Source organism: Bifidobacterium leontopitheci (genome assembly GCF_009193355.1).
GTDB lineage: Bacteria > Actinomycetota > Actinomycetes > Actinomycetales > Bifidobacteriaceae > Bifidobacterium > Bifidobacterium leontopitheci.
The window spans coordinates 1-20,775 of the sequence record NZ_WBVT01000041.1 but is presented as its reverse complement, the minus strand read 5'-3'; the positions used below and the strand labels follow the sequence as shown (position 1 = coordinate 20,775).

Here is a 20,775-nt window from a genome sequence, read left to right as displayed (position 1 = left end):
ACCGCAAACGCGCCGCACGACGCGCCACACGCTGAAGTCCCCTCCCACGCGTAGGTTTTCAAACAACACCACGCATGGTGCGAGCGTCAGCGTCGCCACTCAACCCATCAGATAAATAAACACGGTGTATGTCACAGCGCTAACTGACCGAATATGTCTGAACAATCCCTTACCGTCCTCCCCGACCCACAATACTGACATGCAAGCAACCACGAATGCCAGCAAGAAGCGAAGCACCCCACCAATACCGGACGCGACCAGTGCATTCGATGAAATAAATGCGTGATAGCTGAAAAATGTCAGCACAAATGCACTTGACGCCAGGACGAAAACCAGTTGTACCTTCCGCCGCTGCAGCATTTTATGCAGGCGCTCATACCATAGTGCAAGCATCATTCCAACGGTTATATATGCGACGCCTTGCAGAAGAACGCGGGGTGATGCAAAAACCTTATTATATATGCCTATCACCTTCTCAAGCGCGTGAGGTAATTCGTCCGCCGACATACTTTGCAACGTTTCGATGACGCAGGAAACTGCATAACATGCAAGGCCTACTGCAAAAATAGCGTACTTCGACTTATCGATCCGCAACAAGCCGTAAATAACGGCATACCCTATTGCCATCGACAGCAAGAACCATAGCTGCCATTCGCCTACGAAGATAACCTTATGCACGTATCGAATAAACGTGACAACGTTGAATCCAGCATGTTCAACGACGAACGATGTGATGGAAGCCGGAAAATACGCAACCGTCCATGCGACATATAACCATAACCCCGTACTAGCGCCTTTCCGAGTGCGCCAAAGCTCAGCATCGTGGCTGCCCCTAGACAGGTGGAAGCAAAGGAAGCCTGAAACAATGAAAAAGAACGGCACAGCCAATGAAATAAAGACACCAATAACACGTGCCACTGGAGTCGGCACTGTCGTCAATATCCTGGAATGCGTAACTACTACGAGAACCGCAGCAATCATCTTGCCCGCATCAAGGCCAAGAAAAGATGGGTTTCTCAGCGTTTTTCCTGCAGCTGCCATTATAGACGCCCATTCCCTTTCTCATTAACGCTGCGAAGCGACAGCACATCGTTATCAATAGCAATACAACGCGGCAGGATCTTCTTCAATCGCAACCATGCGCGTTCGAACCACCGACCTTTGCGCCGATCTACAGTAACTACAAAGATTCCCTGCCGAATGAAATCCGTAAGAATTGCAGCACAGAAAAAAACAATCGCTACAGCACACTCCTCTCCGAAACGCAACCATCCTGTTGCCAGATACTGATTACACCATAAGGAAACGTATTCACTAAGCGGAGAAATAAGTAACAGATACACCGCAAGAGTGGCTGACGCAGTTTTATTCACAAACATCGATTTGCGCTCCGGCATGCGAGCGACGCGCAGAATCAATCCGAAAGCCATAAGCAGCGAAGGCAGGCACCGCGGTTTATTCATCCAAAATGCTCCGACTGGAGAATTCGGAGAGACGAGCTGCACTGCACAATTGACTAGGAAACCAGAAACGAATCCAATAAGAATCATCCAAACCATATGAGATGACGATATGGCGCCTTCTCGTATATACCATCGAGCATACGCCACCAAGGTATACAAGTACATGAAAAGGAATACCGAATACCCCATATTCAAGTCAAAATAAGGAATAATACCCCATACCAGTACAGAGATAATCGCGAGATTTCGATGAGCCATTTGACCAATAGAGCGAAGTCCCTGATTGACCCACGGGTGAATGATTAAAAACAAAACATACGATGTGGGATACCACCACCGGCTAGTGACAAGAGGGAAAAAAGCGTTCACCGCACCAATAGCCAATTCGCTTTTGCTCATCGTCCCGATAGAGGCATACCGCCACATAGCAATTTCTATGCCGAACAGAAGCATTGCATAGAAGAGCAGCTGCTTCTCGAGTAGCCATGAACGTCGTAAGTTCCGTTTGATGGTCGGGTTTTCCATGCATAGGAACCATGCGCTAATCATGAAGAATAAATCATCGCCGACACCACCAAAATTGATGAGCAGCGCATTGATATCAAGCAGAATATATCTTATGACACCGGAGGTTCCACTAATAATGGAATCCACATTCCACGGAAAATGGTTAAAAACGATTAACAGCATTGCAACAATGCGAAGCATCTCGATATTCGAGTTTCGCAACCGCGTTCGCCGCGCAGAATGTGCAGCCATTATCAGTCTTCCTCTCCCTCTATTCCAAACCTTGCTCTTATGTAACGTGCCAACGCACAAGTTGCAACATGATCGGCAATAATATCAAACAGTCGACCACGATGACGGTCGAAGGTCAGACGGAATAATGCAACTCTTAGCATATCCAAAACCATGCACAATGCATAAACAACAAAGACAATAGATACGACTAGAACACCGACTATAGGCGACTGGTAAATACTGCTCAAATTAAACCAGTCATGCCAGATGTACTTAAGAATGATTGGGTGATCTGTCAGGAGATACACCGAGAAAGCCGAAGCCGCGATAGTATTAACAATCGAGCTGTGGTAAGTCTTTTGCTGGAAAAGCACAAATACCCCAAAGCCGACTAGAATTACAGGCAGCTTATATTCTGTACCCGAAAAATAAAGCTGTCCACTGGCAAATTTACCTGTTTGATCAAACAGAATCCCAAATGCGACGGCACATAAAAGAATCAAAGCATAACCGATGGATATCATCGCCCAGGCGCATCGCACTGTGATAGGCCGCATATACCATTTGTAATATGTTAGCAGTGCATACAAATAGACAAAACTAAGGAAATCACCTCCGTGCAATCCAAGCGAAAACACCGGAACGAAACCCTCAAATATCGTCCAAATCATGAATAAAGCACAGCACAAATACCCGTGCTTCGACTTACCCAGCGAACGCAACGCAGGCGCGAACACAGGGAATACAATCAGGAACACGCAATACGCTGTGGCATACCACCACACATTCATCGCGATTGGAAATACAGATTTAAGAAGCAAATTCGGCGTAATGCCATCTCGGTCATACCCAAAAGTAAAAGCCAAACAAGCCAGGCTCCAAAAAAGAACTTCCCGTTCCAACAGCCAAGCTCGTCTAAGACTGCCACGGATATTCGTGGAATCAGAAAGATACCATGCGGAGATAGCAAAGAAAATAACAACCCCGATTTTCCCGCCAGAGTACAAAAACGTCTCTAACAGTATTTTTTTCACACTCAGTTTCTGCTCGGTTAAGCTTATATCACTGAATCCCAAAAAATGATGAGCCGTAATCATGAGCATCGCGAGAATGCGCAGCATTTCGATGCTGGAATTACGGATCTTGCGTGGTTTCCGGTGGGAAGCGCGTTTATGCAAGCGCTCATTAAGCAATGCAGTGTCAGAGAAACCCTTACTACCGCTGTCACCGTTAATGATAGCTTCCCATTTTTCATCCGAAAAACGGAAGGACTCTCCTTTGGCTACCGAATCATCATTTGATGCTTCACCGGCAGCCGGATTAGAGAAAGGCCGCTGATGACTTAACCCACGTTTGGAATGCCGTCCCATTGTTCTGGATGCGTGCTCCTCGTATCGATAATCTTCCTGTTTGATGCCTCTAGGGGCATCCATAGCGACGTAACCACCTGTCTCCATCGTTTCACTGTATCAGAGGATATGCATTCGTAATCGCGGGATCACAGTAACAGTGCGGCAGCACCTTGCAAAAGGTGACACATGGCTCATCCCATTCACCGTAAGCAACGCTTATGGCATGGCATACATTGAATCCGGCTCTCGAGGATCGAAATACCCTTTGATGCAATTCGGATTCCTCACGCAAATCTGTATGTGCGTCTTCTTCATGAAACCGGAGCCGGGATATATAGGTCCACCTTCCAAAAACAGACCTCTGACCGAGTCGAAGGGATCGCACTTGTCTCCGCCATGGTCAAATCGATCGTTCAGATGCTGAATCACCGCACAGTCCAAGGCACGAAACAACTTATCCTTGGTCTTTCCGTGATTCGTCGGCATCTTCAAGCCGTGACTGTCGAATTCTTCTTTAAGCGCCACATATTCATCCGCCAGCAGATTCAAATATCTGGAATCCATAAGGTTCAGGCAATGTCCTAAGTCAATGACAGCTCCGATGACGGCCGGCTGCTGGACTTTACCCCATTTCACCTGCTGACTCGCCCATTCATAGGCTCGCTCACAGTTCTGCTCCCAGAAGTAAACACCGTTGCCCAACCAGTCATAGTTGTTCTGGCTTGATACCAGTGCGCCTCCCCTGGCGACCACTTCATCCCGCACGGACTTGTCACATCCGTGAAAACCTAAAACGAGCTGCGGTAATTTGGAGTACATGACCAAGCACCTTTAGCAGAACTGCTTACGCAGCTTTCCGTTCTCGTCCACGATTCCGGCGCGGAACAACCGTGCCAGGGATTCATCCAGCGCACGCTTTCTCACCGCAGGATCCTTGCTATGCACGTCAGCCTTATATTGCTCTACAGACTGCACCTGCCATTCATGCACCTTCTGAAAATCGAGTACTGCCAAAAGTATCCTTACGCCGAGAACCAAATACAGTTCACTCTATGATACACTGCGCATCCCCACACATATTTCACTTGTACAGCAGCTCACGCCACTGCGCGAGGATGACGTCCTTGCTGAACTTGCCGGCATTGTCGAGCGCATGGGCTGAGTACGCTTCGCGTTTGCTTGGGCTGTCGATCAGCGCGTTGATGCGGTCGGCGGTTGCGTCGATATCGCCGGTGGCGGTGAGGTCGCCGTTGATGCCGTTCTCGATGATTTCAGCCGGTCCGGTCTCGCAATCGAAGCTAACGATGGGCAGCTTGTAGGCTTTCGCCTCCAGCAGCACCATGGGCAATCCCTCGAAACGGGAGGTGAGTACGAACATGGAGGCCCTGCGGTAATAGTAGGACATATCAGGCACACGGCCCATGAGAATCAGCTGATTGTCAATCCGGGCGTCCACGATCTTCTCCATGAGCGTAAGGCTGTCCTCGCCATCACCGAGGATGAGCCACTGCCAGCCGGGATGCTGCGGCAGCACTTTGGCCGCCACATCCACCAGCATGTCGAATCCCTTCTGGTAGGTGAGCCGGCCGGAGCTGATGATCAGCTCCGCCTCCGCATCGTACTGCAGCTCAGGGTGCGGGGTCTGCATCGGGTTCGGGATGGCGATAACCGGGCAACGTGGGTGCAGATGCCGCTCATAGAGCTGCTTGTCTGCGTCGGTGAGCGTGACGATGGCATCGGCCTTATGTGCGGCCCAGCGGCGAGTGAGCTTACGATAGGGCACGCCGGGGTTCTGGTGGTAGTTGAAATGCTCCCACGAGATGACCTTCACGCCGGTCTTGCGCTTCAGCGGCAGAGTATACATGTCGAGGATGCCGTCGATGTCGATGATCGTATCGACATGATGCTCCTCAATCAGCTTGCGCAAGCGGCTCACCGTATCAAAGTAGTGCTGAATGCCGTGCGTGGGCTCGGGATAGACCGTGTACCGGCTGATGCCGTCATCGATGGTGAAGAACGGTTCGGGATTCTCCTCGAAGAGGCTGATGAAGGAGATGGCGGGTCGCTCGCTCGTGGTGGTATCGCGGTCGAACGAATCCACGAGCGCGTTGGCAATCATGATGGAAACGTTCTCCGTGCCGCCGGAGCGGGTGATGTCTCCAGAAAAAAATGCGATATGGGTCATTATCGAACCTCCATCATCACTGCATACCGTGCAGCATACGCTCTTCATTCGTGAGAGGCACCTTCTGATATGGATTCAGTACCAACGCCATGAGTACAGGGAACGTGGCCGCTTCATGTCGGGTCCAAGAGCCGAAATCCGGCTCAAACAGGACGGATGCCAGCACGTATCCGATAAACACGCACAGGGCAACATGAATCTTTGGGTCCTCAATCACGTTGATCTGCCGCAACAGATTGATGACGTATGCTGTGACTGCGCATTGGAACAGGAAGAACGGAATATAGAAGATTCCGTTGGACACCAACTCGATGGGAATCAACATACGGAAGATGTTGATGATGTAGTTCACCATGAAAATGGGAAGGCCGTCACCAGGAATCTTGTTCTGAATGGCGGTGGTCATATTGCCACCATTGTCTTCCCCAAACGTATTCTCATACCCGGCACGAAGCCCGATGATGGTGGTGTACTCATCCTTCATGGCAACGCTGGATGCCACCATGACTGCATAAATCGTGAGGAACAATAATCCGATAATCGCGAACGCAGATCCCCATGACAGTTTCTTTTTCCGCCGGAAGTACGTAAGAATAATGTACACGGCAATAACCAGTGCAGCTATCAGCACGTAATATTGACGGAAAAACGTACTCTCATAGTAAAGAATCGCCGCGCTTCCCGCTAGTTTAATCCATGGATGGTGGATGGGGATTACCAGAACCATGTACACGGCAAAGAAGAACGCGAACTGGATGATATCTTTGCCAATATTGAAGATGTAAATGTTCAACAGGCCGACTGTGGCAAGAGTAAACAGTCCTTGCAGCAGATCCGGAGAATCTGATTCCACCAGAACGATCATCACGAAGAGGGTGAAAATACAGCCCAGACACGTGGACCAGTCCTTCATAGTCTCCAAATGGAATACATTGATTTTCTGGAACAAGCCGGCAGCCACCTCATAACTGCCGCCCCATGCGGCATCGCCAGCCGTACCGTTCACCATCGATAAGATTCGGTTGTTATCGAAGAAGTACTTCGGCGGCAACAGATAGTTCACCATGAACTTCGCGATGAACATCACCGGGAAGCACATGATGATGAGCGCATGCTTATTACGGATCGCCACGTTCTGACGGTATTGACGCCGCTGCTTGCGGGTCATGCGCGGGAACAGCGTCAAAATGTTGGTACGCAATGATGCCATGTCTGATTCACCTCCTCGAAGTGCCGCGGTCAGGAACGGGCGGCGCCGGCCTCGGCTTTCGCCAGCGCGTCCAGGTAGAACTCTTGCAGCCAGGCTGCGTTCTTTACGATATCAAACCCGGCCTTGGTCACCAACGCAGGGCCCTGTGCGCGGTCCGCGACCTTTGGCGCGGCGACTTGGGCGAGGATCTGCGTCGCCCACTCGTCGGGGGTCGCGTCCAGCGGCACGACCTGCACGTTGCCGGTCACGTCGCATTGCACGGGCACATGGTCGGAAATCGTGCACGGCAGGCCGGACGCCTGCGCTTCGATCATCGTGACCGGCAGGCCCTCGAACAGGCTCGGCAGCACGAACGCGTCCATGCCTTGCATGATACGGTTCACGTCGGAACGCACGCCAAGGAATCGCACGCAGTCGTGCAGGCCGAGCTGGTCGACCTTCGCGCGGATCTGGTTCTTGAGTTCGTCGTTCAGTTCGCCGCCGCCGACCAGCCACAGCTCGCTGTCCGGCCGCTGACGGTGGACCGCGGCGAAGATGTCGATCAGGAACGTGTGGTTTTTCTGGGGGAAGAAGCGGCCGACGTGACCGAGGACGAAGGTGGTGTCGCCGGGGTGACCACCCCCAGTCGAGCTGTGCTCGACAGCCCCCGCCAGCGGGGGCGTAGAGGTAGGGGTCGAGCTGCGCGCGGCAGGCTCCGTCTGCGGGGGCGTGGGTGTGGGGGTCGAGTTGCGCTCGACGGCACCTGTCTGCGAGAGCGTGGGGGCGTTACCCATGATTTCGGCGCGGACGGCGGCGCGGATGGCGGGGTCGTAACGGTACAACGACGTGTCGATGGCGTTTCGCTGCTGGATGACGCGCGAACGGTTCTTCACGCCGAACAACCAGTCGCCGGCCTCCTCGCCACACGCGAACATGTGCGTGACATACTTGGGCAGCCTCATGCGGAAGTATTCGCGGAAAATGGACTTGACGTCGAAGCCGACCGGACGGTTGTGCGCGTGGGCGATGCGGACCGGAACGCCGAGCTTGGCCGCCTCGCGCAGGCCGAAATAGCTGCGCTCCTCAAGGTTCGAGTGGATGATGTGATACTCCGGGTGCGCTTTGAGGAACTCGCGAATCTCCTTCTTATAGCGGCCGAAATACTGCGGGTACATGGGGCACATGCGGTAGATGCGGCCGCCGAGCGATTCGATCTCGTCCTCGTAGGCGGCACGATAGTCGCGGTTGACCAGAAAATCGTAGATGACCTTGCTGCGGTCCATGTGCCGCAGATAGTTCATCATCATGGTTTCGGCGCCGCCGCGGTCCATGACCGTGTCCAGCACGAGCACCCGCTCGGGGGTCCCGGCTGTGTGTTGTTCGTTCATATTCCGCTTCCGCTCCATGTTGTTACCTTAACATTGCAATCGTATATAGCTTGTTTGGACTCCTGGAGGGTGCGTCCGACAGTCCTGGCGGGTGGCGCTCCCCCAGTCAGCTTCGCTGACAGCCCCCTCCACCCGAGGGGGCCGAGGTTACGGGCGACGGATGGCGGTCGTCTCGAGCGTGGGCGTCTGACGCACGACCACGTCGGAGGGCACGTCGCCCGCGATCGTGCAGCCGGCGCCGATCACCACGTTGTCGCCGATGGTGGCGCCCTTGAGAATCGTCACGTTCGAGCCAATCCAGCAGTGCCGTCCGATGGTCACCGCGCCTTCCGTATAGCCCTGGTCCTTGATCGGAACGTCAGGATCGGCGAACCGGTGATTGTGGTCGTAGATGTGCACGTTCTCGCCGAAGATCGTGCCGCTGCCGATCTCGATGCGCTTGCGCGCGTGCACGCCGCAGCCGTTGTTGAAGAACACGTCGTCGCCGATCACGATCTCGCCGCCGTTCTCCACGGTCGCCTGGAACCCCTTGCGCATGTGGAACGCCTTGCCCCAGCGCATGTGCCGACCATAGACGATCTTGTACAGCGCCTTGAGCAGCAGTCCAGTGATGCGGTACCACACTTTGATCAGTATCATCGTGTCGACTTCCCTCCGTTACGGCCGCCGTCACGGCCAAGTCCTTGATAGTGCGCGGCGATGGCGTCAACCATGCGGTCCGCGGTGAAACGATCCAAATACGAACCGCGCACGGCCTCGCGCGTCGGCGGCTCGGCTAGCACACGCCGCACGGCCGCGGCCCCGGCTTCGGCGTCGCCCGCAGGGAACAGCTCGCCGTTCACGCCCGGCCGCACGACCTCGTTGTTGCCGGTCACGTCGGTCGTGACGACCGGCACCCCCGCACGCAACGCCTCGATCAGTGAATACGGCATGCCCTCGTACAGCGACGTCAGCAGATACGCGTCGAACGCGGACACCACCGCGTCCGCGTCCTCACGGTAGCCGAGCAGCCGCACGCGCTCGGCGACGTCGCCGCCGGCAGCGTTCAGATACTCGTGCACGTCCTGTTCCAGCGGACCGTCGCCGATGTAGACGAACGTGACCGTGGGATCGGCTGCGGTCACGGCGGCGGCGATGCGCGCGAACGTCATGGGGTCCTTCTGCTCGACCATGCGAGCCGTCACGCCGACGACCTTGCCGTCAGCCGGCAGTCCCAGCGCCGCGCGAGCCTGAGCGCGCGACGGGACCGGCTCGTCGGGGATGCCGTTGACGATCACGTCGAACTTGGAGGGCGCGTCCAGTTTTTCGGCGAGAGCGGCGTCGCGCTCGCCGGCGGACACGTTGAACGTGCAGGTGGTGGCGTGGCGGCTGAACCAGCGTTCCAGGCCGACGAAGACGACGCGCTTCTTGCCGCCGAACTCCGGCGCCTGGAAGGAGTAGGCGTGCGGGGTGTAGAAGACCTTGGGGACGTGCTCGAGTTTGGCGGCGAGACGGCCGATGATGCCGGCCTTCGAGCTGTGGCAGTGGACGACGTCCGGCCTGATCTCGCGGATGACGCAGCGCACCTGCTTGAGTGCGGCGAGCTCGTCCTTGGGGCTGATCGGGCGAACCAGGTGGTCGCAGGGGATGAGGCGGGCGTAGCGGGCGAGGTCGTCGAGGCCTTCGATGAACTGCTTGTCCATGCGCGAGGTGCCGTAGATGAGGGTCACCTCGAACCGGGCGGGGTCAAGCCCGTGGATGAGGTCGACCACGTGGCGGCGCGAGCCGCCTTGCGACTCGAGGATGAGCAGGACTTTCGTCTTCGGCATGGGGTGGGTCTTTTCTGGGTTGGGAAATACAGGTGATTCTGGAAGCGGGTGGCGCTCCCTAGTCGCGGGCCGATGGCCGTGACGACCCCACGGGGGCGGAGCGAGACAGGTCGCGAAGCGGGAACCACCCCCACCCGCTCCGCGGGAGCCCCCGCCAGCGGGGGCGGCGCTCCCCCAGTCGGCTCCGCCGACAGCCCCCTCCACCGAGGGGGCCGAGATTCTGATCCATGTGGGTTAAATCCGTTCCTGCCTCCCCTCCACCGAGGGGGGCGAGAACGGCACTGCCGTCCGATTCTCAGTGGTGACGGACGGAGGCTACGGACTTGGCGGACTTGTGGTGGGCCGGGGTGTTGTGGGCTTCGATGTGGACGGGCTCGTCAACACCGGAGGGCGCGTCGGCCGGGGCAGCAGGCGCAGCCGGCACCGGGGCGGGCACGGCCACGGCGATCTTCGCGGTCTGCGCTGCCGCAACGGGCGCCGCGGCAACCGCAGCGACCGGAGCCGGAGCAGCTGCCTCAGCGGCTGCGACGGCCGCAGCCGGAGCGACGGCGGCTGACTTGGCGGTCCGCGCAACGCCCGCAGCCTCAGCAACCGACTTGGCGGTCCGCGCAGCCACAGTCGCAACGGTAGCGCTCTCGGGCGCGGCGGACTCGGCCTTGCGGGTCGCAGCCGCAGCCTTGGCCTTGCGCGCCGGCACGGTGGCTTCGGTCTCGGCCTTCACCGGAGCCGCAGCCACAGCCTCGGCCTTGACCGGCTTGGAGACGGCCTTGCGCTGGCCGTGCTGCGGGGCGTTGACCTCGCGGTTCACCGCGCCGGTGCCGTCGATCGACGCCACGGATGCAGGAGCGGCCTCGACCTTCTCCTCTTTCTTGCCGTCGTCGTGATAGTAGTAGTAATACTTGCCGTGATGCTTCTCACGCTGCGCGTAGTTGATCACGGTGCCGGTGATCGAGGCGCCGATGACGCCGAACTCGTTGACCACGCCGCGCAGCGACTTCTTGGTGGCCACGTTCAGGCCGGCCACGAGCACGACGAGCGCACCGTCCTTCGCGAAGGATGCGGCGTCGTTCGCCACGTCCATAGGCGTGGTGTCGATGATCACGTGATCGTAGTATTCGCTGAGCTTCTTGAGCGCCTGCTTCATCGTGTCGGAGCTGAGCAACAGGCTCGGGTTCACGGAACGGGGACCCGCCGGCAGCACGTGGAAGTTGCTCTTCCAGTACCGCTGGATCACGGACTTCGAGTCGGCCTGGCCGGTGATCAGGTGCGTCAGGCCCACGGAACCGTTGATGCCCAGGTACTTGGCGACGCTCGGCTTACGCAGGTCGGCGTCGATGAGCAGCACGCTGTCGCCCTTCTCCGCGTACGCGGCGGCCAGGTTCACGGACATGGTGCTCTTGCCTTCGCCGGCCGAGCCGGACGTGACGACGATGACGTTCGCCTCGGCGTGGTCCTTCGGCACCACGAACACCAGGTTCGCGGCGATACGGCGAATCGCCTCGGCGGCGGCGCCCGCCGGCTGCGCGATGATCGCCGGGGCCGAACCGCCGAGCACCTTCATGCGCGGCACCGAGCCGAGCACCGGGCTGTCGACGATCGCCTCCACGTCGGACGACTGGCGAATCTTCTGGTCCATGAAGCCGAGCAGCAGCGCCACGAACACGGCCAACGCGAGACCGGTCATCGCGCCCTTGAACACGGCCGCCTGCACGTCCGGCGAGATGGGCGTGTTGTTCGGGTACGCCTTCTGCACCACGTTGAACTCAATCGGCGTGCTCAGCTTGCTGCCGTCGGTGTACAGGTTGGTGGTGATGACGTTCTGCAGGCTCTTCGCGGTCTCGTTGGCGATGTCCGCGGCGCCCTGCGGGCTCGTGTCCTGCGCGGTGATGGTCATCATCGTGCCGCTGCCCACGGTCGCGGTCACACGGCCGGCGAGCGAGCCGGTGGTGGTCTTCAGGCCGAGCGTGTCGATGACGGGCTGCAGCACGCGCTCGGTGCCGACCAGCTCGGTGTACGTCTTCATCTGGTTGGAGATGGCGTACAGGCTCGCGTTCACGGAGCTCAGGTCGGTGGTCTGCGAGTTCGTGCGGACGAACACCTGCGTGCTGGCGCTGTAGATGCGCGTCTGCTGCTGGACCTGCCAGTAGGAGAAGCCGGTCACGACAGCGAATATCGCTATCTCAAGGATCCAGAACTTCCTCAGGATCTTCAACAAGTCGGCAACGTTCACCGGTCTGCTCCTTTTCTCGGTACGTACAATGCGTTTCGCATGTCGTTCTCTCGTTGTCTCTCGGTTCTTTGTCTCTCTGCGTTCGCGTCCGGGATGTATCCGCACGCGCTCACTGTTCGTCTCGTATCAGCGGGGTCTGCCGAATCTGCAGCTGCGTGCCCGCGGCCTTGGCCGAGGTCTGCACGGTGACGGTGAAATCCGCGCTCTCGCCGGGCTTGAGCCGCACCTGCTTCGCGCCGACCGTCAGGCCGTTGTGCGTGGTGACCGTGTCGAACTTGCCCCCGTCGCTGAACTTCCAGTCTACCAGTCTGCCATCCGCGGGCGCGTAGACGTACACCATGGTGACAATCTCCCCGGTTTGTACATCTTCCGACCGTTCGGACATGCCCTTGCCGGTCACATAGTCCGGCAGGCTCGCGGCCTCGGCGGGGTCGACCGTGTTCGCCATGGTCACGTGGACCTTGTACTGGCTCGAGCCGTCGGCCAGGTCGCGGCTTTTCGCGGCCGTGACCTTGCGCTCGAGGTACCAGTCCATCTTGCCTTGCGTGCCGTCGGAGAAGTACACGCCGACGTTCGGCTCGGCCGGCTTGACTTCCAGCTCGCCGGCGATGGCCGATCCGGAGATGTACTGCTGCTCGTTCGGGTGGCTTGACCAGACCTTGAGATGGCCGTTGTTCGTGGAGTCCATGACCGCTTTGACCAGCTGGGTCGAGTTGGCACCGGCCGACTTGAGGATGTGCTGGAACGATTCGGCGGCGACCAGCGAGAACGCGGCGTCCTGCTGGGCGGGGGTGAGGCCGACCGCGTAGCTGTCGTGCAACAGGTAGCGCACGGCGTTGTCGCCGTTCATGACGATGCCGCCGGGCAGGGTGATGCCGCCGGTCACCTTGAGCAGGTCCTGCAGCAGCACCGGATCGATCATGATCACGCCGTCGACCTTCTGGCCTTTCGCCTTTTGCCACATGGCCTGCGCGATCTGCGCGGCGCGCGGGTAGTCGGGCGTGAAGTTCACGTCATGCGGCTTGGTGACCAGGTCGAGGCCGAACAGGCCGCGCTCGTCGCTCGTCTCCGAGATGACCGGGCTGCTCAGCAGCGGCAGGTCGGTTTCCGGCACGAAGTTCGACAGTGTCAGCTTGCCGTGGCTGACGCTCAGCGTGCCCCACGAGCCGGGCAGGCCGCCGGTCGGGCGCACCTCGGCGTTGTTCTGCGCGATGATCAGGTACGTGCGCGCGCTCGTGCCGTTAAGGTCGAGCATGGTGGGCGCCGTCTTGGAGATGCGCGCGAACACGTCGACCAGGCCGCTGAGCGTGTTGAAGCCGCCCGTCGCCTTGTCGAGCGCGGTACGCAGCTGGGTGATGTGCGGCGTGGGCAGGTTGCGCAGGTCCACGAGCGCGTCCTGCAGCACGGAGTCGGCGTGCGTGAGGCCTTCGGCGGAGGCGGCCAGGCCGGGCATGGAGACCGTGGAGTCCTTGACGGTGATCGACTTGGGGTTGAGACTGTCCATCGCGGCGGTCAGCTTGGGCAACGCCTCCGTGGAGACCGTGTGCAGCACGTCGATGGCGCCGCGCGCGGCCTTCACATCGTCGCCGAAGTACGGCAGGTACTCGAGCACGCCCCACGCAGGCGACTTCGTCTCATGCCAGGCGCCGTCCACGCCGGCGGTCAGCGTGCTGACTGCGGACTTCGCGGCGGCAACGTCGCCGGACTGGATGGCGGCGGGTGCGGCGGACGCGCCCTGCATGACTTGCGTGACCGCCTTCTTGACCTTGAACGCGGAGTAGCCCATGAATGCCACGTAGGCGGCGATGAGCAGCAACACGACGAGCACGCCGATCAGGATGCGGCGGCGACGGCGACGACGCTTCAGACGGGCGATGTGCTCGGGGCTCATGCGGCGGCGTTCGCCGTGATGATGATGCTCGACCCTGGCCTCGCGCATCTCCTCCTGGGTGAACGCGGACAGGTCGGGGGCGGCGTCGGCGGCGTCGGCGTCGTCGGGCACGCCGTCAAGGATCGGGGAATCGTCACGATGGTGACGCTGGGCCGGCGGCAACGGCACGGGGATGGCGTAGCCGGGGTCGGGCGTGCCGGCGTGCGTGTCCGCGGCATGCACGGCCGGGTTGTCGATACGGTTCGATTGTGTACTGTCGTCCGAAGATTCCGGGCCGGACGCCCCCTGCAGCTCACTCATCTCGTTCGTAGTCTCTTTCGCTCGTAACGGGCGGTCTCATGACGGGACCCTGCACACCCCCGGCACTTGTTCCCGGACTTTCCGCAACGGAAAGACGGGCCGGAGGCGGCGCGAACCGTCAGTACGCGCCCTTATGACTGAGCACCGCTCCCACGGTACGGAACATGAGCATGATATCGCCGGCAATCGACCAGTTCTGCACATAGGCGACGTCCAGCTGCTCGCTCTCCTCCTCGTCCAGGTCGGAGCGGCCGGAGACCTGCCAGGGGCCGGTGATGCCCGGCTTGACGAGCATGCGCGTCGCGTACAGCATGTTGTAGCGTGCATACTCCTCGGGCAGCGGCGGGCGCGGGCCGACGACCGACATGTCGCCCATCCACACGTTGATGAACTGCGGCAGCTCGTCGATCGAAAAGCGGCGGATGAACCGGCCGACCCTGGTGATGCGCGGGTCGTTCTTCATCTTGAAGATGAACCGGTCCTCCTGGCCGGTCTGCTCGGCCAGCTTCTTCTTGAGCGCGTCCGCGTTGGTGACCATGGAACGGAACTTGATCATCATGAACGGCTTGCCACGCAGGCCGATGCGCTTCTGCCGGTAGAAGACCGGGCCATGGTCCTCGAGCTTGATGGCGATGGCGACCGGAACGGTGACGATCAGCGACAGGACGATCGCCAGCGACGAGACGACAAGGTCAAGAATGCGCTTGAGCAGGCGGGTGGAGGCACGGTACTGCGGCAGGCGCAGGGTGAGCACGGTCGTGCCCTGAATCTGGCGGATCTGCGTCTCATGGCCGCCCGCGTCGGCCGCGGACGTGATGAGCGCGAGCTCCAGGCCCAGCGACTCCATGCGCACCGAGAACACGTTGAAATTGTCGGAGAACCGGCGCAGCACGTCGCACACCATGACCGTCTGCACCTGCATGTTGACGAACCGTTCCGCAAGATCATGCTCGGTGTACGGGATGACGGTCAGGCGCGACCCCCAGTTGAGCACCATCTGCTTGAGCAGCTCGTCGGTGTCCGGATCGGCCTCCACGCGGCCGGTCTCCTCGTTGAAACGAATCGGGCACACCGCCACCGGACGGTAGTTCAGCTGCCGCTTGTTCGACAGAAAATGCAGCGTACGGCCGATGCCGCGCGGCGAACCGACGATGACCGTGCCGTAGGCGTACGCGCCCTTCGCGCGGCTGCGCGTGATCACCCACCGGGCCAGGATGCGCTCGACCGCATTGAACGCGAACGCCGCGCCGGCCATCAGCATGACCGTGGTGAGCGCCAGGTCGAAGCCGAAGAAGAAGCTCAGCGCGCACTGCGCGATCCAGCACAGCAGCGCACCCTTGACCAGCAGGACGTTGAGCTGGTAACCGTCGCCCATCACATGACGGTGGTAGATGCCGACCTTGTACAGGCAGAACACCCAGATGACCGCGACGATGACAAGATACACGTTCGTGGACAGGTCGAAGTCGAAGCGCATCGCCCGCAGGTCGCCGCTCTCGTGGCGGAGGTCCAGCACGAGCGCGCCGCCGATGATGAACATGGCCGCGTCGCACAGCATGAGGCCGAGATTCACGAAGAAGCGCCAATACATGACGCGCGAAAGCTGATGCTGCCGGAGTGCGTTGAGACGAGCCGAGGATTCGGTACGTGTTTCGGTTTTGCTCGCGCTCGCAGTCGTATTCATGTCCAGTTCTCTCTCCGTTTCGGTCAAACGCACTTCTCATGGCCGGAACAGCCGTCAACTATGCAAAGTCTAGCCCATTGAGTGTATCAGCGAGCCCCCCCCCGCGGGATTGCGGCGGTCATTGTGCGGGCTGGGCGGCGCGGGGCGGTGTGCGTCTCAACGGAACGTACTCTAAGCCGCTCTACGAGTACGCTCCGTCATATTTTCGTGACCGAACGTACTCGGAGCGGACGTACGAGTACGGTCGGTTGGGGTAGCGGGTGGCGCTCCCCCAGTCGGCTCCGCCGACAGCCCCCTCCACCGAGGGGGCCAAGTCCGGGCCGACGACCCATCGACAAAACGTACCCGTAGCAGCTCCTTCGAGTACGGTCGGTTGTCTTTTCTCGACGGAACGTACTCGAACACCCCCGCCCGAGTACGGTCCGTTGACTTTTCCTGACGAAACGTACTCGGACGGTGCGCTTCGGGTACGGTCGGTTGGGGATGTCGCAGGACGCGCACAAACGAACGGGTATAGTGGGCATGACGACAGCCGTGGGATGCACGGCGGTGGCGAAAGAACGACAACACGACAGGCAAGGACGGGACGATGGACGCAACAGGCGAGGCGGCAGGCGGGAACGCCGCGACGCTTGTGTCCGTGATCGTGCCGATGTACGACGTGGCGCCGTTCGCGGCCGAATGCCTGGACTCGCTGCTTGCCATGGATGTTCCGTCCGGCGTGCGCTGCGAGATCATCGTCGTGGATGACGGCTCGCACGACGCGACCGGCGCGATCGCGGACCGTTACGCGGCGGCCGACGCCGCCATCCGCGTTTTTCACACAGCTAACCACGGGCTGTCGGCCGCACGCAACTTCGGCGTGCGGCAGGCGCGCGGCGAGTACGTCACGTTCGTCGACGGCGACGACATGGTGACCCAGGATTATCTGACGGCGCTGTGGGCGGGGCTGGGAAAGAAGGAGGCCACGGACGCAAGACACCGCGAGACCGACAATGTTGACGTAGTTCATAATCAGACAAATAATATGCAACCTGCCGCCGAAGTTGCACCGATAGCACTAGTGGTTGGAACGTTCAAACCGTTCCGAACCGGACGGCCACCACATGGCCCCATTCAGTCAGCTTCTTCGACTCGCCTCCACCCCAATCAGGCAGTTGCCGCTATGCTGACGGGATACCTGCCGATTTCGGTGTGGGCCAAACTGGCACCACGGCAGTGGTACCTTGACATGCCGTTCCCAGACAATCGAGTGTGCGAAGATCTGGAAATTATAATTCCCCTATTACGCCGAGCCGATTCAATCATACTGCTCGCAACTCCCATTTATAGATACCGGCAACGGCGTAACTCACTGTCACATCCTCGACAGCCCAACAGACAACAGGCACAGGACTTCATTAGAGCTATCACGGCCATGCGGCAGGCGTGCGCGGCGCTGGGATACGCCAACAACGACCCACGTCTCGCCTATCAGACGGTGTTGCAATACATGAGACTGCATCGGCTGGTCAGGCGGCTGCCGGGCGACACGAGAGCGTGGGACAGCATGGTTGTCAACGAGGTGCAGCAGAACCGTGACGCAGCGCTACGGGCACCCGGAATCGGACGGACCGGACGGTTGCGAATCCGGCTGTTTTGCGCAAGCCGGCTTGCATACGACCTGCTGTTCGACGTGTACGACATAGTTCGGCGAGGGCGGTAGCGGCTGCCGGCGTTGCCGCCTTGGCGCGACACACCGAAGACCGCTGCACGGTCGAACGATAGGGTTTCGACAATCGGCGGTATTTCGCCATTTGTCGAAACCGTATCGTTCGAGCGTGCAACCAACTCGGGCGTGTCGCGGCGGTCGTCGTCGGTAGGCGACGGCCGACAGCGGACAGGCATGACGGCCGACAGCGGCCGACGACGGCCAAACTCTTCCGCCCACCCGGCCGGTATACTGAAACTCGACAGAAGGGACGTGACATGCCGACAACCCAGACCCAACCCAACCTCGACGCCGGACTGTACCTGTGCCACATGATCGCGCGGGCGCTGCGCGGACGGCGAGCAGACGACAAGCCGGCCGGCGTGACATGGGCGGACGTCTGGCAGTATGCGAAAATCAACAAGGTCGAGGCCATCGCCTGGATGGGCATGCCGGAGCACCCCACGCAGCCGTTGGACGACCAGCTGGCGGCGGCATGGCAGAGCGCGGCCGACATGACGCTGTTCCGCGAGCTCACGTTCGACGCCGAGCGCGAGACCGTGCTGTGCGCGCTCGAAGCACAGGGGCTGTCGACCATGACGCTGAAGGGGCCGAACACGTGCGCGCTCTACCCGCAGCCGGGCATGCGCTCGATGTCGGACAACGACATTCTGTATGGGTTCATCGAGACGACGAATAACGGTGGATGGCGGGTGCGCGACAACATGCGCAAGGCCGGCGAAACCGTCGTCCGAGATGTCATGCAGCAGCTCGGATACACCACCGCCGAAGAAAACTACGGCGTGATAAGTTTTGTGAAACCACCAGTCGCACATTTTGAAATGTTCGATAGTGTAGCAATGCCTTGTAATGCACATGCCGATTATTATGCAAACCCGTGGGAAAAAGCTATACAAGGAAATCATGGAAACATGCGCTGGCGCATGGAAGACCACTACCTGTTCCATATCGCCCACATGTATAAGCATTATGACGAAAGCTGTGGCTGTGGCATCCGATTCGCCATTGACGAATGGGTGTTTCTAAAAGCTCTCGGCAAAGCAGACTGGACGTATATCAGACGCGAGCTGAAAACGATGAAACTAACCGCTTTCGAGCAGCAAGTGAGCCGAGTGGCAACAATCGCATTCGGCAAAGACTCGGTCGCAAGGGTGCTGACCAATGATGATATCTCTCAAGGACGGGTGAGAGCTGGAGATGCACTCAGCGACAACGACGACCTTGTTTTTCTTGGCATCCTATTGAATTCCGGGATCTACGGCAATATGCAGTTTAAGATGCAACGGGAAATAGCCAAAGCCCAATCCGCTCGAGGTGGATTCGGCAGAGGAACTTATCTGAGAGAACGCATCTTCCCGTCATATAACATGTTGATTTCCATGTATCCGTGGGTGGAGGGCAAGCCGTGGCTGGTGCCGTTCATGCCGTTCTACCGGCTGGCGAAGGGCGTGCGGCATAACAGCGGCAAGATCGCCGCCGAACTGCGGATGCTGTTCACACGCAAGTAGGTGCAGGCGGCGGGTGTCGCTGACGGCGACGTTGCGAGAGCAGCGTCGCGCGACGTCGTCAGCGGCGGGCGCGCAGCGCCTTCCACAGCGCGCGCAACGGGGTGCGGGCGAGCGCCGGACGCAGCCGCATGGTCCAGCCGGCGTGCCACAGGCGGCGCAGCGGGTAGATGGCCAGCCACACGCGCACATAGGCGCGGTACCGGCGGCCCTCAAGGTCAACCGGCCGGTTCGCACGGTAGCAGCCGTCGAGAATGCCGATGATCTGGTGAGCAGGCACGTGCTCGTCCACGAACGTGTTGTCGCCGCGGATGATGTAGACCGTCTCCGGCGCAACGGAATCGGACGCGCTGGACGACGCACCGCGCTCCACATCGACAATCCGGTGCAGCACGTACGCCTCACGCACGCCGGTCGCCGGGTCTGCCGGACGGTGATACAGCACCACGTCATGCCGGTGCGGCAGTCCGTCGGCGTGCACGTCGGCCGGACTGCGCACGATGATCGTGTCGCGTCGATTGCGCAGCAGCGGCCACATGCTCCAGCCGGACGTGGTGGACACCATCACGCCTTCGGCGGCCAGCATCTGCTCGATGGACAGAGTGGCAGCCGACGCAGCGTCCGGAGCAGCGTCCGGCGAGACGGAAGATACATCGAAAACGGTGCGGTCACTCTCGACGGCCGCTCCCCCAGCGGCCTCGCACGTGACGGCGGTGACGGTATCGTTCACGCGAGGAAACCGTTGGCGGACATCTGGTTGATGAACGTGTCGACGTCGGCGCCGGCACGCTCGGCGGTCACCTCGAACTGCCGGGTGAGCTCGCTGACGATCTCGTCGCGGCCCTTGCCGTCGGCGAGCGCCTGCCAAATCAGCTTGCCGGTTTCGTTGAGCTTGACCATGCCGTGGAAGTGCTCGCTCGCCTCGCCGGTGGCGATGACCACGGTCTGGCCGGCGACGTCACGCAGTACGAATCCGTCCTTGAGTCTCATATCAGCTTGCCTTTCCCGCGGCGGAGTCTCCCTCATGTCCGTCGCAACGTTTCGATGGTACCGCGGGGCGGCTACGGGGGCGACGGCGCGGGGACGCGGAGACTGGTGCTCCGGCAGAAGCGACGTCACGGCGGCAGAAACGACGTCACGGCGGAGACATGCCTGACATGTGCATCTCGCATTATGTCACAGCGGGTAGGTACACGCTGTGACGCAATACGCAAAACCCAGCATTCCCAAGGGATGCGCCGGCAACGTCACAGCGGGTAGGTACACGCTGTGACGGTTGGGAGTGAGAAGTGCAGGCGGGTGCGCGGGGGTGCGGGGGTGCGCGCGGG

Annotated in this window: 17 protein-coding genes; 2 read left to right on the top strand and 15 right to left on the bottom strand. The window is 59.6% G+C overall.

Annotated features, from left to right (window positions below; translation table 11 throughout):
• Positions 1-99 precede the first annotated feature (99 nt).
• From F7D09_RS09820 to F7D09_RS09755, 13 genes are all read right to left on the bottom strand, one after another.
• Complete coding sequence (locus tag F7D09_RS09820) at positions 100-1,041, bottom strand: acyltransferase family protein (RefSeq protein ID WP_152235314.1); 942 nt, start codon at positions 1,039-1,041, stop codon at positions 100-102.
• Positions 1,041-2,222: an acyltransferase family protein gene (locus tag F7D09_RS09815; RefSeq protein WP_152235313.1), complete on the bottom strand. Its 1,182-nt coding sequence runs from the start codon at positions 2,220-2,222 to the stop codon at positions 1,041-1,043. Before F7D09_RS09815 ends, F7D09_RS09820 begins: the two co-directional genes overlap by 1 nt.
• Positions 2,223-2,224: 2 nt before the next feature.
• Positions 2,225-3,661, bottom strand: a complete 1,437-nt coding sequence (locus F7D09_RS09810) for an acyltransferase family protein (protein WP_152235312.1) — start codon at positions 3,659-3,661, stop codon at positions 2,225-2,227.
• A 111-nt stretch (positions 3,662-3,772) separates the two neighbouring features.
• Positions 3,773-4,375: a hypothetical protein gene (locus F7D09_RS09805; RefSeq protein ID WP_152235311.1), complete on the bottom strand. Its 603-nt coding sequence runs from the start codon at positions 4,373-4,375 to the stop codon at positions 3,773-3,775.
• Between the two features lie 12 nt (positions 4,376-4,387).
• A complete protein-coding gene (locus F7D09_RS09800) occupies positions 4,388-4,570 on the bottom strand; it encodes a hypothetical protein (RefSeq protein ID WP_152235310.1) in 183 nt (60 codons plus the stop codon).
• Positions 4,571-4,637: 67 nt separating this feature from the next.
• A complete protein-coding gene (locus F7D09_RS09795) occupies positions 4,638-5,741 on the bottom strand; it encodes a glycosyltransferase family 4 protein (RefSeq protein WP_193312436.1) in 1,104 nt (367 codons plus the stop codon).
• A gap of 16 nt (positions 5,742-5,757) precedes the next feature.
• Positions 5,758-6,951: a hypothetical protein gene (locus F7D09_RS09790; protein WP_152235309.1), complete on the bottom strand. Its 1,194-nt coding sequence runs from the start codon at positions 6,949-6,951 to the stop codon at positions 5,758-5,760.
• A 29-nt stretch (positions 6,952-6,980) separates the two neighbouring features.
• Positions 6,981-8,318 (bottom strand): glycosyltransferase family 1 protein, encoded by a 1,338-nt coding sequence (locus F7D09_RS11545; protein ID WP_226836233.1) that lies wholly within the window; start codon positions 8,316-8,318, stop codon positions 6,981-6,983.
• Positions 8,319-8,465: 147 nt separating this feature from the next.
• On the bottom strand, positions 8,466-8,957 hold the full coding sequence (locus F7D09_RS09775; RefSeq protein WP_152235308.1) for an acyltransferase: 492 nt from the start codon (positions 8,955-8,957) through the stop codon (positions 8,466-8,468).
• Complete coding sequence (locus F7D09_RS09770) at positions 8,954-10,126, bottom strand: glycosyltransferase (RefSeq protein ID WP_152235307.1); 1,173 nt, start codon at positions 10,124-10,126, stop codon at positions 8,954-8,956. The genes F7D09_RS09775 and F7D09_RS09770 overlap by 4 nt, the downstream gene beginning before the upstream one ends.
• Before the next feature lie 295 nt (positions 10,127-10,421).
• Positions 10,422-12,356: a polysaccharide biosynthesis tyrosine autokinase gene (locus F7D09_RS09765; protein WP_193312435.1), complete on the bottom strand. Its 1,935-nt coding sequence runs from the start codon at positions 12,354-12,356 to the stop codon at positions 10,422-10,424.
• Positions 12,357-12,465: 109 nt separating this feature from the next.
• Positions 12,466-14,547, bottom strand: coding sequence for a DUF4012 domain-containing protein (locus F7D09_RS09760; protein WP_152235305.1), 2,082 nt, complete (start codon positions 14,545-14,547; stop codon positions 12,466-12,468).
• A gap of 118 nt (positions 14,548-14,665) precedes the next feature.
• Entirely contained in the window at positions 14,666-16,231 is a 1,566-nt protein-coding gene (locus F7D09_RS09755; protein ID WP_152235304.1) for a sugar transferase, read from the bottom strand.
• Between the two features lie 589 nt (positions 16,232-16,820).
• Between F7D09_RS09755 and F7D09_RS09750 the strand changes: the two genes are divergently transcribed.
• Together F7D09_RS09750 and F7D09_RS09745 are read left to right on the top strand one after the other, a co-directional pair.
• On the top strand, positions 16,821-17,936 hold the full coding sequence (locus F7D09_RS09750) for a glycosyltransferase family 2 protein (protein WP_152235303.1): 1,116 nt from the start codon (positions 16,821-16,823) through the stop codon (positions 17,934-17,936).
• Positions 17,937-18,199: 263 nt separating this feature from the next.
• Positions 18,200-19,450, top strand: coding sequence for a nucleotidyltransferase family protein (locus tag F7D09_RS09745; protein ID WP_152235302.1), 1,251 nt, complete (start codon positions 18,200-18,202; stop codon positions 19,448-19,450).
• A 58-nt stretch (positions 19,451-19,508) separates the two neighbouring features.
• On the opposite strand, the gene F7D09_RS09740 is transcribed toward F7D09_RS09745, so the two are convergent.
• Together F7D09_RS09740 and F7D09_RS09735 are read right to left on the bottom strand one after the other, a co-directional pair.
• Positions 19,509-20,177, bottom strand: a complete 669-nt coding sequence (locus F7D09_RS09740; RefSeq protein ID WP_226836231.1) for a hypothetical protein — start codon at positions 20,175-20,177, stop codon at positions 19,509-19,511.
• Positions 20,174-20,437, bottom strand: coding sequence for a PqqD family protein (locus F7D09_RS09735; RefSeq protein ID WP_152235301.1), 264 nt, complete (start codon positions 20,435-20,437; stop codon positions 20,174-20,176). Before F7D09_RS09735 ends, F7D09_RS09740 begins: the two co-directional genes overlap by 4 nt.
• Between the last annotated feature and the right edge of the window lie 338 nt (positions 20,438-20,775).